This is a genomic window from Variovorax sp. GW821-FHT09D05, from assembly GCF_059416325.1.
The window spans coordinates 55389-69365 of record NZ_JBWKOZ010000013.1 but is presented as its reverse complement, the minus strand read 5'-3'; the positions used below and the strand labels follow the sequence as shown (position 1 = coordinate 69365).

At 66.6% G+C, this 13977-nt stretch carries 13 protein-coding genes; 9 read left to right on the top strand and 4 right to left on the bottom strand.

Features of this window, described 5'->3' with window-relative positions; genetic code table 11:
- Positions 1–102: 102 nt before the first annotated feature.
- Positions 103–1608, bottom strand: a complete 1506-nt coding sequence (gene pdxR, locus AC07O3_RS29895; RefSeq protein ID WP_495341113.1) for a MocR-like pyridoxine biosynthesis transcription factor PdxR — start codon at positions 1606–1608, stop codon at positions 103–105.
- Between the two features lie 95 nt (positions 1609–1703).
- Here pdxR and AC07O3_RS29890 point away from each other — a divergent pair, with 95 nt between their 5' ends.
- Positions 1704–2417: a GNAT family N-acetyltransferase gene (locus tag AC07O3_RS29890; RefSeq protein ID WP_440532179.1), complete on the top strand. Its 714-nt coding sequence runs from the start codon at positions 1704–1706 to the stop codon at positions 2415–2417.
- Positions 2418–2427: 10 nt separating this feature from the next.
- Here AC07O3_RS29890 and AC07O3_RS29885 read toward each other — a convergent pair whose 3' ends face one another.
- The gene (locus AC07O3_RS29885; RefSeq protein ID WP_495341042.1) at positions 2428–3345 is read right to left on the bottom strand and encodes a LysR family transcriptional regulator; all 918 of its coding nucleotides are present in this window, start codon (positions 3343–3345) and stop codon (positions 2428–2430) included.
- Between the two features lie 121 nt (positions 3346–3466).
- On the opposite strand from AC07O3_RS29885, the gene AC07O3_RS29880 reads away from it, so the two are divergent.
- Complete coding sequence (locus tag AC07O3_RS29880; RefSeq protein ID WP_093179608.1) at positions 3467–5023, top strand: M20/M25/M40 family metallo-hydrolase; 1557 nt, start codon at positions 3467–3469, stop codon at positions 5021–5023.
- Between the two features lie 19 nt (positions 5024–5042).
- Here AC07O3_RS29880 and AC07O3_RS29875 read toward each other — a convergent pair whose 3' ends face one another.
- The gene (locus AC07O3_RS29875; protein ID WP_440532177.1) at positions 5043–5885 is read right to left on the bottom strand and encodes a symmetrical bis(5'-nucleosyl)-tetraphosphatase; all 843 of its coding nucleotides are present in this window, start codon (positions 5883–5885) and stop codon (positions 5043–5045) included.
- Positions 5886–5908: 23 nt separating this feature from the next.
- Between AC07O3_RS29875 and AC07O3_RS29870 the strand changes: the two genes are divergently transcribed.
- The 7 genes from AC07O3_RS29870 to AC07O3_RS29840 all read left to right on the top strand — a co-directional run bounded on the left by AC07O3_RS29870 (position 5909) and on the right by AC07O3_RS29840 (position 12647).
- Entirely contained in the window at positions 5909–7222 is a 1314-nt protein-coding gene (locus tag AC07O3_RS29870; RefSeq protein ID WP_093058490.1) for a hemolysin family protein, read from the top strand.
- A 10-nt stretch (positions 7223–7232) separates the two neighbouring features.
- A complete protein-coding gene (locus AC07O3_RS29865) occupies positions 7233–8213 on the top strand; it encodes a lipopolysaccharide kinase InaA family protein (RefSeq protein WP_495341041.1) in 981 nt (326 codons plus the stop codon).
- Positions 8214–8240: 27 nt separating this feature from the next.
- Complete coding sequence (locus AC07O3_RS29860) at positions 8241–9221, top strand: VWA domain-containing protein (protein ID WP_435460157.1); 981 nt, start codon at positions 8241–8243, stop codon at positions 9219–9221.
- 7 nt (positions 9222–9228) lie between these two features.
- Complete coding sequence (locus tag AC07O3_RS29855) at positions 9229–10569, top strand: adenylosuccinate synthetase (RefSeq protein ID WP_495341040.1); 1341 nt, start codon at positions 9229–9231, stop codon at positions 10567–10569.
- 8 nt (positions 10570–10577) lie between these two features.
- Complete coding sequence (locus AC07O3_RS29850) at positions 10578–11003, top strand: hypothetical protein (protein ID WP_495341039.1); 426 nt, start codon at positions 10578–10580, stop codon at positions 11001–11003.
- Positions 11004–11123: 120 nt separating this feature from the next.
- Positions 11124–11669: a DUF4419 domain-containing protein gene (locus tag AC07O3_RS29845; RefSeq protein ID WP_495341038.1), complete on the top strand. Its 546-nt coding sequence runs from the start codon at positions 11124–11126 to the stop codon at positions 11667–11669.
- Positions 11670–11894: 225 nt separating this feature from the next.
- Positions 11895–12647, top strand: a complete 753-nt coding sequence (locus AC07O3_RS29840) for an alpha/beta hydrolase (RefSeq protein WP_495341037.1) — start codon at positions 11895–11897, stop codon at positions 12645–12647.
- Between the two features lie 30 nt (positions 12648–12677).
- Here AC07O3_RS29840 and AC07O3_RS29835 read toward each other — a convergent pair whose 3' ends face one another.
- Positions 12678–13925, bottom strand: coding sequence for an MFS transporter (locus AC07O3_RS29835; RefSeq protein ID WP_495341036.1), 1248 nt, complete (start codon positions 13923–13925; stop codon positions 12678–12680).
- Between the last annotated feature and the right edge of the window lie 52 nt (positions 13926–13977).

Below are 13977 nucleotides of genomic sequence, written 5' to 3'. Positions count from 1 at the left end.
ATCCTACGGAGCGGCAGAAGAATTCATATACGCTGCTCGCGGTAGGCCGGTTGTTTGCGATAGACCGGTTGCGCTAGGAAAGTTCTACAACGAAGAACTCACTCAATAGCCAGGTTCTTTGTTGGGACCGTCCAACCTTCCTGCCGCGCGTGCGAGTTGCGACAACTGCTTCACCAGCGGCTCGAATAGCTCCGCCGGCGTGTTGCCATACCCCAGCACCAGCCCGTTGTCCGACGGCGTGGGCTGCAGCGCGAAGCCCGATAGCGGTGTGGGCGCAATGCGATGGCGCAGCGCCTTGGCCGCGATAAGTCGATCGTCATAGCGCGCGGGTAGACGCACCGTCAGATGTAGGCCGCAGTAGCCACCGTCGATCTCGTGTAGCACTTTGAAATGTTTGTTCAGCGCGAGCCGCAGCGCCTGCTGTCGGTCGCGGTACAGCCGGCGCATGCGGCCCAGGTGCCGGCTGAATTGGCCGCTCTCGATGAAGTCGGCCATGGCCAGCTGCTCGTGGCGGTGCCCGCCGCGCAACATTTCTTCCAACGGCGCCTGCACGGCGGACATCAACTGGGCAGGCAGCACAAGAAAGCCCAGCCGCAGCGAGGGAAACATCGTCTTGCTGAAGGTGCCGACGTAGAGCACGGGCGCATCGTCCACCAGCCCCTGCATCGCACCGATGGGCTCGCCCGTGTGGCGAAATTCGCTGTCGTAGTCGTCCTCGATGATCCACGCGCCATGCAGGCGGGCCTGCGCGATCAGGTCGAGGCGGCGCGCGATGCTCAGCACGGAACCCACCGGGTACTGGTGCGAGGGCGTGGTGTAGATCAGCCGGGGCGAGTGCTTCTGCCAGTCGCGTTCGTTCACGCACAGGCCTTCGGCATCGACCCGCACGGGCACGATGCGCATGTCGCCCGCATGCATGGCAGCCTTCACGCCGCGGTAACCCGGGTCTTCGACCCAGCCGATGTCGCCGGGGTTGGACAGCAGCCGCACGCACAGCGAGATGGCTTCCTGTGCGCCTTCGGCAATGACGACCTGGTGCGGCTCACAGCGCACGCCGCGTGCCACCGACAGGTGACGCGCGATGGCCGCGCGCAGCGGCGGCTCGCCCAGCGGGTCGCCGTAGCCCAGCGCGGCAGAGCCGGCGTCGCGAATCGCCCGGTCGAGCGCGCGCCGCCATGCGGCCGACGGAAAGTGCGATAGCGCGGGCACGCCGGGGCGCAGTGCCATGTCTGTCTCGGCGCGCGACACGCTGGGCTTGATGTTCGAGAGGCGCAGCGCGGTGGTGGGCGTGCCGGCTGGCTTGCCTGCGCGCTTCGGCGGAAGGGCGGGCGACGAAAGCTCGGTCACGCGCGTGCCCTGCCGGTCGGGCCGCACATAGCCTTCGGCCGCCAGATGCTCGTAGGTTGCGGTGACGGTGTTGCGCGAGATGGCGAGCGCCTCGGCGAGTGCACGCGAACCCGGCAGGCGGCTGCCCGGCGCAAGGCTGCCGTCGAGGATGGCGCGCTTGAGCCGGTCGTGCAACTGGCGCTGCATCGAACCAGCGTCGCGCTCCTTCACGAGAGGAGATTCGAGCAGGGCGGTGGGGGAAGGGAGTGGGCGTGGCACCATTGAATAAGGCATGCGTGGCACTTTCATTAGAGCCACGATGCGGGTACTTTACGTCCTCCGACCTTGCCGCTCCAGCTTTTCAGAAAGACACCCGCATGCCAGTCCGCCACAACGAATTCGGCCAGTCCATCGGCCCAGACCTGCCCGAATGGACCCCGCGTTCCCTGCCGCCGCGCCGCTCCCTCGAGGGCCGTTTCTGCACCCTCGAGCCGCTCGATGCAGCAAAGCACACCGACGACCTGTACGCCGCCTACGCGCAAGCCCCGGACGGCCGCGACTGGACCTACCTGGGCATCGAGCGGCCCGCTGACATCGACAGCACCCGGGCCTACGCCGAGCGCATAGCGAAGAGCACCGATCCGATGCACTTCGCCGTCATCGACAGGCAAAGCGGCCGCGCCATTGGCTCGTTGGCGTTGATGCGCATCGACCCCGCCAATGGAGTCATCGAAGTCGGTACCGTCAATTTCTCGCCGCTGCTCAAGCACACGCCGATGTCCACCGAGGCGCAATACCTGCTGATGAAGCTCGTCTTCGACGAACTCGGCTACCGCCGCCACGAATGGAAGTGCGACAACTTCAACGAGCCCTCGAAGCGCGCGGCCCTGCGGCTGGGCTTCCAGTACGAAGGGCTCTTTCGCCAGGCCGTGATCTACAAGGGACGCGGCCGCGACACGGCGTGGTTCTCGATCATCGACAGCGAATGGCCGGCGTTGCGCACCGCCTTCGAGCGTTGGCTCTCGCCCGAGAACTTCGACGCGCAAGGCAAGCAGCGCATGTCGCTCGACAAGTTCCGCCTGCCTTCCTGAGCCTGCATCGTCACTGCGTACCGGGCGCAGGCAGCGCCTTGCACAGGAAGTCGAGAAAGGCACGCACCACCTCGGGCAGCGTGCGCCCGGCCAAGGTCTGCAGCTCGACCGAGCGCGCCCGCATGCCGCGCTCGCGAATCTCCGCGGCATGCAACTCGCCGCGCCGCACGCGTTCGCGCACCGTGATCTCGCCGGCAATCGCAAGGCCGCCGCCGTGCAGCACGAAGCTGGCGAGCGCCTCGAAACGGTTGCTCACCAGCGCGGGCTCGAACACCACTGCGCGGTTGCTGCAGGCCACGTCGAACAGCTGGCGCACGGTGGTGTCCGGCCCCGACAGCCCGATGGGAAACGGCAGCATCTGCGCCAGCGTCACGCTGCGCTGCTTCGCCAACGGATGGTCGGGCCGCATCAGCGCGAACACCGAGGCCGCCTGGCGATGCGACACCCGAACGCCCTGTACCGCGGCGCGGCTGTAGGTGAGGCCGATGTCGGCATCGCCGAGCAGCACGGCTTCGGTCACGTCGGCGGGGTCGCAGGCCTCCAGCTCGAACTGGATGCCGGGGTGCAGCGCGCGGAACGCGACGACGGCCTGCGGCAGGAACTCGTTCGCGAAGCCCGACGAGCAGGCGATGCGTACATGCCCGCGCTGCAGGCCTTGCAGTCCCTGGATGTCGGACACAACGCGCTCGGCTTCCAGCGCACCGCGTCGCGCGTGCGCCGCCAGCAGCTCCCCGGCTGCGCTGGGCGCCATGCCGCGCGGGCGGCGCTCGAACAGCGGCACGCCCAGCAACTCCTCGAGCATGGCCACCTGCCGGCTGATGGCCGATGCACTGACGTTGAGGCGCGTGGCCGCTTCGGTCAGCGAGCCGCTGCGGACCACCTCGAGAAAGTAGCGAAGCGAGGTTTCCTGCAGGCGATGGGAGGACATGGCGGCGGACGCGGGTTGGCTGCGTTGCAAAAAAAGCAAAGATATCCCGAAAAATCGGCAATTGTTCAAAAGCACGCGTTTGCCTAGACTGCCTCGCAACTGTTACAAAGCGGATCCCGCCATGCCCTTACAGCGCAGAACCTTGCGCAGCCCGCTCGCGCTGCTCCCACTGGCCTTGCTCGCAGGCGCCTGCATGACCTGCATGGCCGCAGCCGCAGAACTTTCCCCGGCCGATGCCGAGCGCCATGCGCAGGCCACCTATCGCGAGTACTTCGAGCTTCTGTCCTTGCCCAACGATGCGATCTCGCCGGAGGACATCCGCAAGAACGTCGAATGGCTGGAGCAGGCCTTCCGCAAGCGCGGCTTCACCACGCGGCAGTTGCCCAACGACGGCAAGCCGATGCTCTATGCCGAATACCCGGGCAGCGACCCCGCGCGCAAGACGGTGCTGTTCTACATGCACCTCGATGGCCAGCCCGTCATTCCCGCGCAATGGGCGCAAAAGAGCCCGTGGACGCCCGTGCTCAAGCGCAAGGCGGCCAACGGCGGATGGGAAGAGATCGATTCGGCGCCGCTCTTCAGCGGACCGCTCGACCCCGAGTGGCGCGTGTTCGGCCGCGCGTCGGCCGACGACAAGGGGCCGATCATGATGATGCTCGCGGCCATCGACGCCCTGAAGGCCGGCGGCGGGCAGCCGGCGGTCAACGTCAAGGTGATCCTCGACAGCGAGGAGGAAAAAGGCTCGCCGTCGATCAGCAAGGTGATGCAGGCGCACCGCGACCTGCTGCGCTGCGACGCGATCGTGATCCACGACGGCCCCATGCACGCCACCAACCGGCCCACGCTGGTGTTCGGCAACCGCGGCGCGGCCAGAGCCCAGCTCACGGTGTACGGTGCCAAGGTGCCGCTGCACAGCGGGCACTATGGCAACTACGCGCCCAATCCGGCGCAGCGGCTGGCCAGCCTGCTGGCCTCGATGAAGAACGATCAGGGCCGCGTGACGGTGGCCGGCTACTACGACCACGTGAAGATCGGCGAGGCCGACCGCAAGATCATGGCCGCCGTGCCCGACGACGAGGCCGCACTCAAGCGTCGTCTGGGTATTGCCCAGACCGACAAGGTCGGCGCCAACTACCAGGAGGCGATGCAGTACCCCTCGCTGAACGTGCGCGGCATGGCCGCGGCAGCGGTGGGCGACAAGGTGGCCAACATCGTGCCCGACAAGGCCGTGGCCGAGATGGACCTTCGCACCACGCCCGACTCCGATCCGGCCTACCTCGGCCAGCTCATCCAGAAACACATCGAGCGCCAGGGCTACCACCTGGTCAAGGGCGAACCGACCGACGAGGAGCGCAGCCGCTACGACAAGCTCGCGAGCTTCTCCTACCAGAGCGAGGGCGGCGAAGCAGCGGGCTCGCAGATCGACTCGCCCGTGGGGCAGTGGGCCTACAGGGCGCTGAGCGACACCTTCGGCGCCAAGCCCGAGCCGGTGCGCATCCGGATGATGGGCGGCACGGTGCCCACCGCCGAGATCGTGCGCGTGCTGCCGGTGCCCTTCGCGATCATTCCGCTGGTGAACGCCGACAACAACCAGCATGCAGCCAACGAGAACCTGCGCATGGGCAACTACGTGAGTGGCGTGCGCACCGTGTACGGGCTGATGACGCAGGCGTTCTGAGAGGTCCTTCAGCCGAGCTTCAGCCCGGCTTCTGCGCCTGCTCGCACTCGACCTGGATCAGCTCGCGCTCGTCCAGCGTCGCGCCGATGCGCACCGCACTCAGGCAGCCGCCCCACACACAGCCCGTGTCGGTCGAGAGCAGGTCGGGCCGCGAGAGCCAGCCCAGCGTCGACCAGTGGCCGAAGGCGACGGTGGCGTTGGCCGTCTTGCGCCCGGGCACGTCGAACCAGGGCATGAAGCCTTCGGGCGCGGTGGCCGCGCTGTCCTTGGCATCGAACTCCATCACGCCGTCGGTCGTGCAGAAACGCAGCCGCGTCAGTGCATTGACGATGGCGCGCAGCCGGGCGCTGCCCGTGAGCGTGTAGCTCCACTGCGCCGGCTCGTTGCCGTACATCGACATCAGGAACTCGCCTAGCGCCGGCCCGCGCAGCACCGATTCGACCTCTGACGCCAGCACCAGCGTGTCGCCCACCGTCCACTGCGGCAGCACGCCGGCGTGCACCATCAGCAGATCGCCGTTGCCGATGCGCATGTGCAGCGCCATGTGCTGCTGGCGCACCCATTCGAGCAGCGCCTCGATGTCGGGCGCGGCCAGCAGCTCGGCCAGGGTGTCCTTGCGGCCGGCCTTGCGCGCGCCGTGCGCCACGCCCAGCAGGTGCAGGTCGTGGTTGCCCAGCAGGCTCAATGCCGATGCGCCGTAGCCCTGCACACGGCGCAACACCGCGAGCGAATCGGGGCCCCGGTTCACCAGGTCGCCCAGCAGCACGATGGTGTCGCGGCTGGGGGAGAAATCGATCTTTTGCAGCAGCCGCCCGAGGGGGGCGTCGCAGCCCTGCAGGTCGCCAATCAAGTAAAGTGACATTCCCTCATTCTCTCCCTCAGTTCATGGATGTCTTCCTCCTGGCCTTGTTGACCACGCTCAACGCGTTGTTCGCAATGTCCGAAATGGCCCTTTCCACCAGCCGGCGCGCACGTCTCGCGGCATTGGCCGAAACGGGAGACACCGGCGCGGTGGCCGCGCTGAAGCTGATGGAGTCGCCCACGCAGTTCCTCTCGACGGTGCAGATCGGCATCACCTCCATCGGCATGCTCAGCGGTATCGTCGGCGAGGCCGCCTTTGCCGAGCCGCTCTCGGTGTGGATGGAAAGCGTCGGCATGGGCCGTGGCACCGCCAGCATCGCGTCTACCGCGGTGGTGGTTACCTGCATCACCTTCTTCACCATCATCTTCGGCGAGCTGGTGCCCAAGCGCATCGGCCAGCTCTACCCCGAGCCCGTGGCGCGCTGGGTGTCACGCCCCATGCGCGGACTGGCCAAGGCCGCCAAGCCCTTCGTTTGGATGCTGGCGGGCGCCACCGCCACCATGCTGAAGGTGCTGCGCATCGATGCCAACGCGGCCCGCTCCGTCACCGAAGAAGAGATTTCGGCCAGCCTCGAAGAAGGCGTGGACGCCGGCGTCATCGAGCAGCATGAGCACCAGATGGTGCGCAATGTGTTTCATCTCGACGACAGGCGCCTGTCGTCGCTGATGATCCCGCGTGCCGACATCGAATGGCTCGACGCCTCCTTCAGCGTGCAGCAGGCGCTGCAGAAGGTGGCCGAGGCCGGTGCGCTCAACCTCGTGCATTCCTGGTACCCCGTGTGCCGCAACTCGCTCGACGACGTGGTCGGCGTGATCAGCGTGGCACACCTGCTGCGCCTGGGCGCCGCACACCCCGGCGTGCTCGGCCAGGAGGCCACGCCCGCCGTGTTCGTGCCCGAGACCCTCACCGGCATGGAGCTGCTGGAACAGTTCCGCGCCCGCGCCGGCCGCCTCGTGTTCGTGGTCGACGAATACGGCGTGGTGCAGGGCCTCATGACTCCGCGCGACCTGCTCGAAGCCATCACCGGCGAGCTGCAGCCTGGCATGCAGACCGACGCCTGGGCGCGCGAGCGGCCCGACGGCGTGTGGGAGCTCGACGGCCTCATGCCCGTGTCGGAGCTGCGCGCGCGCCTGGGCATCCGCGAGCTGCCCGACGAAGAGCGCAACCGGTACAACACCGTGGCAGGCCTTCTGATGGCTGTGTCCGGCCACTTGCCCGAGGTGGGCGAGCACATCGATTGCGCCGGCTGGTGCTTCGAGATCGTCGCGCTGGAAGGCCGCCGCATCGATCGCGTGCTGGCATCGCCCGACCCGGCGGCGCCCCCCAAGGAAGACTGAGGCGCGGGCCATGCTGTCGCTGCTTGCTCTCAGCTGCCCGCAATGTTCCGCGCCGCTGCCGCGCGCCGCCCGTTGGCGCACGGTGAACTGCAGTTACTGCGGTGCCACTGTCGTGCGCAGCGAGGAAACCGTCGAGCGCGAGAGCTTCCGCGCCGCGCTGCGCCGGGCCAATGCCGACGTGGCCGGCGGACGCATCCTCGCGTGGCGCGGTGTGCGCTACCGCGTGCTGGCGCCGCTGGCTACCGGTGAGCACAGCGAAGTGCTGCTGGCCGAACGCCTCGGCGCATTGCCCGAGCGCGTCACCTTCAAGCTCGCGCGAGACAGCGCGGCCAACGACGTGCTTGTGCGCGAAGGCGCGGTGCTGCAGGCCCTGCAAGACTTGTCGGTGCCCGGTGCTGCCTACTTCACCCGCCGCCTGCCGCAGCCCTTGGGTGTGGGCGTGGCCGAGGGGCTGGGCGACGGCGCTCGCCAGGCGCTGGTGCTGCGCCATCCGCCCGGCTTCTGGGGCAGCCTGCAAGACGTGCAGCAGGCCAATGCACAAGGAGGCATCGACCCGCGCCATGCCGTGTGGATCTGGCGCCGCATGCTCGAAGTGCTGGCTTTCGTGCACGGCGCTGGCTGGACGCATCGTGACCTGTCGCCTGCGCACGCGCTCGTGCATCCGCGTGACCATGGCGTGCTGCTCATCGGCTGGTCGCGCGCTCAGCATGCGACCGGCGCGGCCCAAGGCTCCGCTGTTGCTCGCGACCTCATGCAAGCCGCCTGGACCGTGCGCGCCGTGTTGCATGGCGGCGCGGCCGGTGAGCCCGGCTTCGGCTCTCACACCCCCGCACCGCTCGTCGCCTTGCTGCGCCAGTGCAGCGAAGACGCCGCCACCTGCCGGCGCCTCGGCGCGCAGGGCATCGAGCAAGAACTCTCCGCCGCATCGCGCGAAGCCTTCGGCGCATCGAAGTTCGTTCACTTCGACCCCGCGCCGCGCGCCGGCGCCTGAACCGCAGTCATCAAGGAAGAAAAGCTCATGGGATACGGAAACTACTCGCACGCCGCCCACACGGCGCTCATTGCCGATCGCGCCGCCAAGCCTGGCGCCGAGGTTTTCACGCAGCGCTCCACCCACCCGCTGATGAACCCGAAGGGCCTGAAGGTGCGTGAGTCGCGCGACAACGCCGACCACCCCAACTCGCTGGGCATCGTCTTCGCGCTCGACGTCACCGGTTCCATGGGCGACATCCCGCAGACCTTGGCGCGCCGCGAGCTGCCCACCTTCATGAAGCTGCTGACCGACTGCGGCGTGGCAGACCCGCAGCTCATGTTCATGGCCATCGGCGACGCCACCTCCGACCACGCGCCGCTACAGGTCGGCCAGTTCGAGTCGACCGCAAACCTCATGGACCAGTGGCTCACCTGGAGCTATCTCGAAGGCGGCGGTGGCGGCACCGGCGAAGAGAGCTACGAGCTGGCCTTCTACGTCATGGCGCAGCACACCGACATGGACTGCTGGGTCAAGCGCAAGAAGCGCGGCTACCTGTTCGTTACCGGCGACGAGCTGCCGTACCCGGCAGTCTCGCGCCACCAGGTCGAAGGCCTCGTCGGCGAGAAGCTCGACGAGGACATTCCCATCGAGGAAGTCATCGCCGCCGCGGCCGAGACCACCAACTTGTTCTTCCTGATTCCCGATGCCCAGCGCCGCCGCCGTTGCGAACCGCGATGGCGCGAACTGCTGGGCGATCACGTCATCTGCATGGATTCGCCCGACGACGCCTGCGCCGTGGCCGCCGGCATCGTCGCCCTCACCGAGAAGGCAGTGCCCAGCCTCGAAGCGCTGGCCGGCGTGATGAGCGGCACCGGCATGGCCAAGGAGCGCGTCGGGGGCGTTCTGCATGCGCTCGACGGCTATGCCGCGCTGCTCGACCCGAGCGCATCGCGCCGTGCACCGCCGGCTGTGGCCACCGCGGCCGCGGGCCCGCGTTCGTCGTGGTGGAAGCGGCTTTTCGGCTGATGGCCGTGTGACTGCCGCCACGCGCTACGTCTCGCTGCTGGGCCTTGGATTTGGAGACTGCGGCAAGGGGCTCTTTACCGATCACCTTTGCGGCACGCTGCAAGCCCACACCGTCGTGCGCTTCAACGGCGGCGCGCAGGCCGGGCACAACGTGGTGCTGGCCGACGGGCGGCATCACACCTTCTCGCAATTTGGTGCTGGCAGTTTTCATGCGGGCGTGGGCACTGTGCTCGCGAGCCCGGTGGTGGTGCACCCGACGGCACTGCGCGTAGAGGAAGCGGCATTGCGCCGCGTGGGTGTGGAAGACGCCTTCTCGCGTTTGCTGATCGACGCACGCTGCCGCGTGACCACGCCTTTCCACCAGGCTGCGGGGCGGTTGCGCGAATGGGTGCGAGGGGAGGGCGCGCATGGCAGTTGTGGCGTGGGTGTTGGCGAGACCGTGCGGCACGCGCTTGCTTCACCCGACGAAGCCTTGCACTACGGCGACTTGCTGCAGCCCGCACGCGCGCTTGAAAAGCTGGAAGCCTCGCGCACCACGTTGCTGCGCGAGTTCGCAACCAACGCAGTTCCCTCGCATGCAGATGCCGCGCAGGAACTCGCCATGCTCCACGACGACACGCTCGCACGGCGCTGGCTCGATGCCGTGGCGCTGTGCCTGAAGCAGTCGCCGCCCGCAAGCGCGGATCGAATCGCTGAATGCCTCGCGCAGCCCGGCACCGTGATCTTCGAAGGCGCGCAGGGCGTGTTGCTCGACGAGTGGCGCGGGTTTCATCCGCACACCACGTGGAGCACCATCTCGACCACAGCGGTCGAAGCCGTGCTGCGAGACGTGGGCATCGATGCGCCCGTGCAGCACCTCGGCGTGCTGCGCACCTACCTCACGCGCCACGGATCAGGCCCGCTTCCCACGCATGACCACGCACTCGACGCGCGGCTGGCCGAGCCGCACAACGCCGATGACGGCTGGCAAGGGGCGTTTCGGCGAGGGCACCCGGACGCGGTGCTGCTGCGGTATGCACTCGATGCGGTCGGCAAGCTCGATGGGTTGGTGGCGAGCCATCTCGACGGCATCGAAGGCGCAGGCTTGCGCTGGTGCTCTGGCTATCGCAGCGCAGATGGTTCGAGGCTCGCCTCGCTGCCTTGCAGTGAGACGCCAAACCTCGATCACCAGCACACCCTGACGCAACAGCTACAAGGCGTGCAGCCACTGTACGAGCCCGGCGCCATCGCCACGCCGCAGGAATGGGTCGAACGCGTCGAGACCCTGAGCGGCCTTGCCGTGCGCTACGGTGCCTTCGGTCCGACGCGGGGCACAGTGAGCGCATTGCAGCCCGTCAATCGTCTTTGAAAGACGTCATGCCCTACAACATTCCCTTGATCATCGGCGCCGCACTCAGCGCCATCGCCGCACTGCTGCATATCTGCGTGATCTTCGGCGGGCCTGCGTGGTATCGCTTCTTCGGCGCGGGGGAGCGCATGGCCGCGGGCGCGGCGGCCGGGCATCTGTATCCACCCATCGTCACGTTGCTGATTGCGTGCGTGCTGGGGACGTGGGCGGCGTATGCGCTCTCTGGGGCAGGGGTGCTGCAACCGCTGCCGCTGCTGGCGTTCGTGCTGCCTGCAATCACGGCTGTGTACCTGTTGCGAGGGCTCGTTGCATTGGCGTTATTCGTCTTCGACCGGCAGCGGTTGACGGCCTTCTGGGTGTGGAGTTCGGCGATCTGCCTCGTGTTCGGCATCTTCCATCTGGTTGGGTTGGGCCAGGTGTGGGATAGGCTTTGAATTTGTCGAATGCGCGTCCGAGCGGTTCGTACGCATCTGCGCATTGGTAAGAAAACCAGATGAAACAAGGGATCAAGACATGAAGAAATTCGCGGTTTCCGATGTGGCCCGTGGCGGGCCATGCGAGACGCTCGATGCGCAGGAAAGCATCCGCAGCCTGCTCGCCAAGCCTGTCGAAGGCAAGCGGGCGAGGTCGACATCGATTTCTGGCGCTCTTTCTTTCGCTACCAGAGCGGTTCGGGTCCCTCTGAGCTGCCCGGCTGGATCGTTACCTTGTTCCCCTACCTGATCGTCGATTGGAGAACCAAGGCGCTTGGGCCAAACAAGTACCTGGGCAACTGGAAGGCGCACTTCGACGCTGCGAATGCGCGCACGGGATGGCTGCGTTACGACGTGCCATCAGAAGGCCCTGGCATCCATGCGGTGCCGCAGGCGCTGGCTAGCGCGCCCGTGCGCTGCATCGATCTGCTGAACGGCTCGAAGAAAGAGCTGCGATTTGTGGCGGGTATGTTCGGCGTCGCGCAGGATGGTGACACGGGCGCGCTGTCAGCGAGCTTTGGATGGGCGGTGGTTCATGAACCGGCGGTTGATGCGACCGCCGCCAGCCCGCTTTCCGAGCCAGTGCCTGTTCTCGATGAAGTCACGGGGAAGTGGATCGCCGAATAGGTACAGAGGTACAGGTCGTTCCGTTGAGCAAATCGATGCTGCCACTATGATCCGTCGGCGACCGCGGTTGACAGTCTGGCTTCCACTAAAACCATCATCAAGGAACGCGACATGGAGACAAGAGGGATTCTTCGCAGGCTCATGTTCACGGCAGGTTGTGCCCTGCTGCTGGAGCTTTCAGGCTGCGGCGGAGGAGGCGGAGGCGGAGGGGGTGGCGCAGCGGTATTGCCCGTAGCTCCTGTAGTCACCACACCGCCGCCCGCGAACACCTCGAGCGGCCGGGTGGTCAGCATCTCGATGAAGTCGGATGCCACGGGCGCGACCTATCCCATCCAGTTCTATCTGCCGGCCGGATACGACAGCGCAACGTCGTCCTATCCCGCGATCTACATCACCGATGGCGACGCCGTCTACAACAACAGCGTGACGCGCTTCAAGAACTTCACGGACATCCTCGAGGCGGCGGGCAAGAAGGCGATCGTCGTTGGCATCGGCGGCACCGCGCGCCGCAACACCGACTATCTGATGCCGGGTGCCAAGGCGTACCACGACTTCCTCACCGGCCAGCTGGTGCCGTACGTCGAGTCGAACTACCGTGCCAACCCGGCCAAGCGCATGCTCTCGGGCTTGTCGAACGGCGGCATCTTTGTCGCATGCGCCTTCTTCATGGAAGGTGCGAGCCAATTCACCTTCCAGTATTTCTTCTCTTCCGAGGCGCCCTTCAACGGCGCACACGACCAGATCGATCCGCTCGAAAGCCAGATGTACGCGAGCAGCAGCGGGCGGGACATCCCCGTGACCTTGCTGCTCGGATATGGCATCGGCAACGCCGGAGGAACGGTGATCACCGCGATGTACGACCAGATCGCCAGTCGCAACTACAAGGGCCTGCAGCTGAGCGTGAAGGGCTATCCGGGCGGCCACACGCCGATGGACCTGCCGTCATTCGAGGACATCGTGGCAAGGTTCATCGACTAGCAGCGCAAGCCGGTCCCCTTCTTCCAACGTTCAGTCCCGCCGGGTGCCCCTGGGCAGCAGAGCCGCCACCACGCCCAGCAGGGGCAGGTAGGCGATGGTCTGGTAGACGAAGGCGATGCTGGTGTGGTCCGCGAAGATGCCCAGCACTGCGGCGCCCAGCCCGCCCATTCCGAACGCGAAGCCGAAGAACAGCCCCGACACCATGCCCACCTTGCCCGGCATCAGTTCCTGCGCATAGACCAGGATCGCAGAGAAGGCCGAGGACAGCACGAGTCCGATCACGACGGTCAGCGCCGTGGTCCAGAACAGATCGGCATGCGGCAACAGGAGTGCGAACGGTGCCACGCCAAGAATGGACACCCAGATCACCGGCTTGCGGCCGATGCGATCGCCAACGGGTCCACCAAGCAGCGTGCCCAGCGCTGAGGCAAAGAGGAAGAAGAACAGGTGCAGTTGCGCGTTCTGCACCGTCAGGCCGAAGCGCTCCATCAGGTAGAACGTATAGAAGCTGCTGATGCCCGCTACGTAGAAGTACTTGGAGAAGATCAGCACCAGCAGCACCGCGATGGCGCCCATCACCACCTTGGGCGGATACGGCGCCGCGGCGGGCGGCTTCTTGCGGCCGGCCGTGGCGACATGGTGCGCGGCATACCAGCGGCTCACCTGCAGCAGCAGGACGATGCCCAGCAATGCCGCCAGCCCGAACCAGGCCACGCTGCGCTGGCCGAAGGGCACGATGACGGCAGCAGCCAGCAGCGGCCCGATGGCCGTGCCGGTATTGCCGCCCACCTGGAACACCGACTGCGCGAAGCCGTGCTGCCCTCCCGAGGCCAGCCGCGCGATGCGCGACGACTCCGGATGGAAGATGGACGATCCGATGCCCACGAATGCCGCGGCCAGAAGCACGAAGCCGAAGCTGGGAGCGAAGGCCAGCAGCATCAGGCCGATCAGCGTGGACATCATTCCGAAGGGCAGCGAATACGGTTGCGGCCGGCGGTCGGTGAACAGGCCCACCAGCGGCTGCAGCAGCGATGCGGTCAGCTGATAGGTCAGCGTGATCAGCCCGATCTGGGTAAAGCTCAACGAGAACTCGCCCTTCAGGATGGGATACATCGCCAGGATCAGCGACTGCATCATGTCGTTGATCATGTGCGAGCTGCTGATGCCGGCGAGGATGCCGAAGGCCGGCTTGGATTTTTGAGAAAGAGAGGCCGGATCGCTGGCCGCACCGGTCGGCGTGGCGCTGGCGTCCAAGGATGCTGCTGCGGAGGTTGTCATGGGAGAATTATCGAAAGCACCGCTGCGCCTGTCTCGCGCCAATCCACCAGAA

Coding starts and splice junctions, on each gene's coding strand:
- AC07O3_RS29885 (WP_495341042.1), bottom strand. CDS start 3,345: ATGTCCTCCCATCGCCTGCAGGAAACCTCGCTTCGCTACTTTCTCGAG.
- AC07O3_RS29835 (WP_495341036.1), bottom strand. CDS start 13,925: ATGACAACCTCCGCAGCAGCATCCTTGGACGCCAGCGCCACGCCGACC.
- AC07O3_RS29870 (WP_093058490.1), top strand. CDS start 5,909: ATGGATGTCTTCCTCCTGGCCTTGTTGACCACGCTCAACGCGTTGTTC.
- AC07O3_RS29875 (WP_440532177.1), bottom strand. CDS start 5,885: ATGTCACTTTACTTGATTGGCGACCTGCAGGGCTGCGACGCCCCCCTC.
- pdxR (WP_495341113.1), bottom strand. CDS start 1,608: ATGGTGCCACGCCCACTCCCTTCCCCCACCGCCCTGCTCGAATCTCCT.
- AC07O3_RS29880 (WP_093179608.1), top strand. CDS start 3,467: ATGCCCTTACAGCGCAGAACCTTGCGCAGCCCGCTCGCGCTGCTCCCA.
- AC07O3_RS29865 (WP_495341041.1), top strand. CDS start 7,233: ATGCTGTCGCTGCTTGCTCTCAGCTGCCCGCAATGTTCCGCGCCGCTG.
- AC07O3_RS29850 (WP_495341039.1), top strand. CDS start 10,578: ATGCCCTACAACATTCCCTTGATCATCGGCGCCGCACTCAGCGCCATC.
- AC07O3_RS29860 (WP_435460157.1), top strand. CDS start 8,241: ATGGGATACGGAAACTACTCGCACGCCGCCCACACGGCGCTCATTGCC.
- AC07O3_RS29845 (WP_495341038.1), top strand. CDS start 11,124: ATGCGAGACGCTCGATGCGCAGGAAAGCATCCGCAGCCTGCTCGCCAA.
- AC07O3_RS29890 (WP_440532179.1), top strand. CDS start 1,704: ATGCCAGTCCGCCACAACGAATTCGGCCAGTCCATCGGCCCAGACCTG.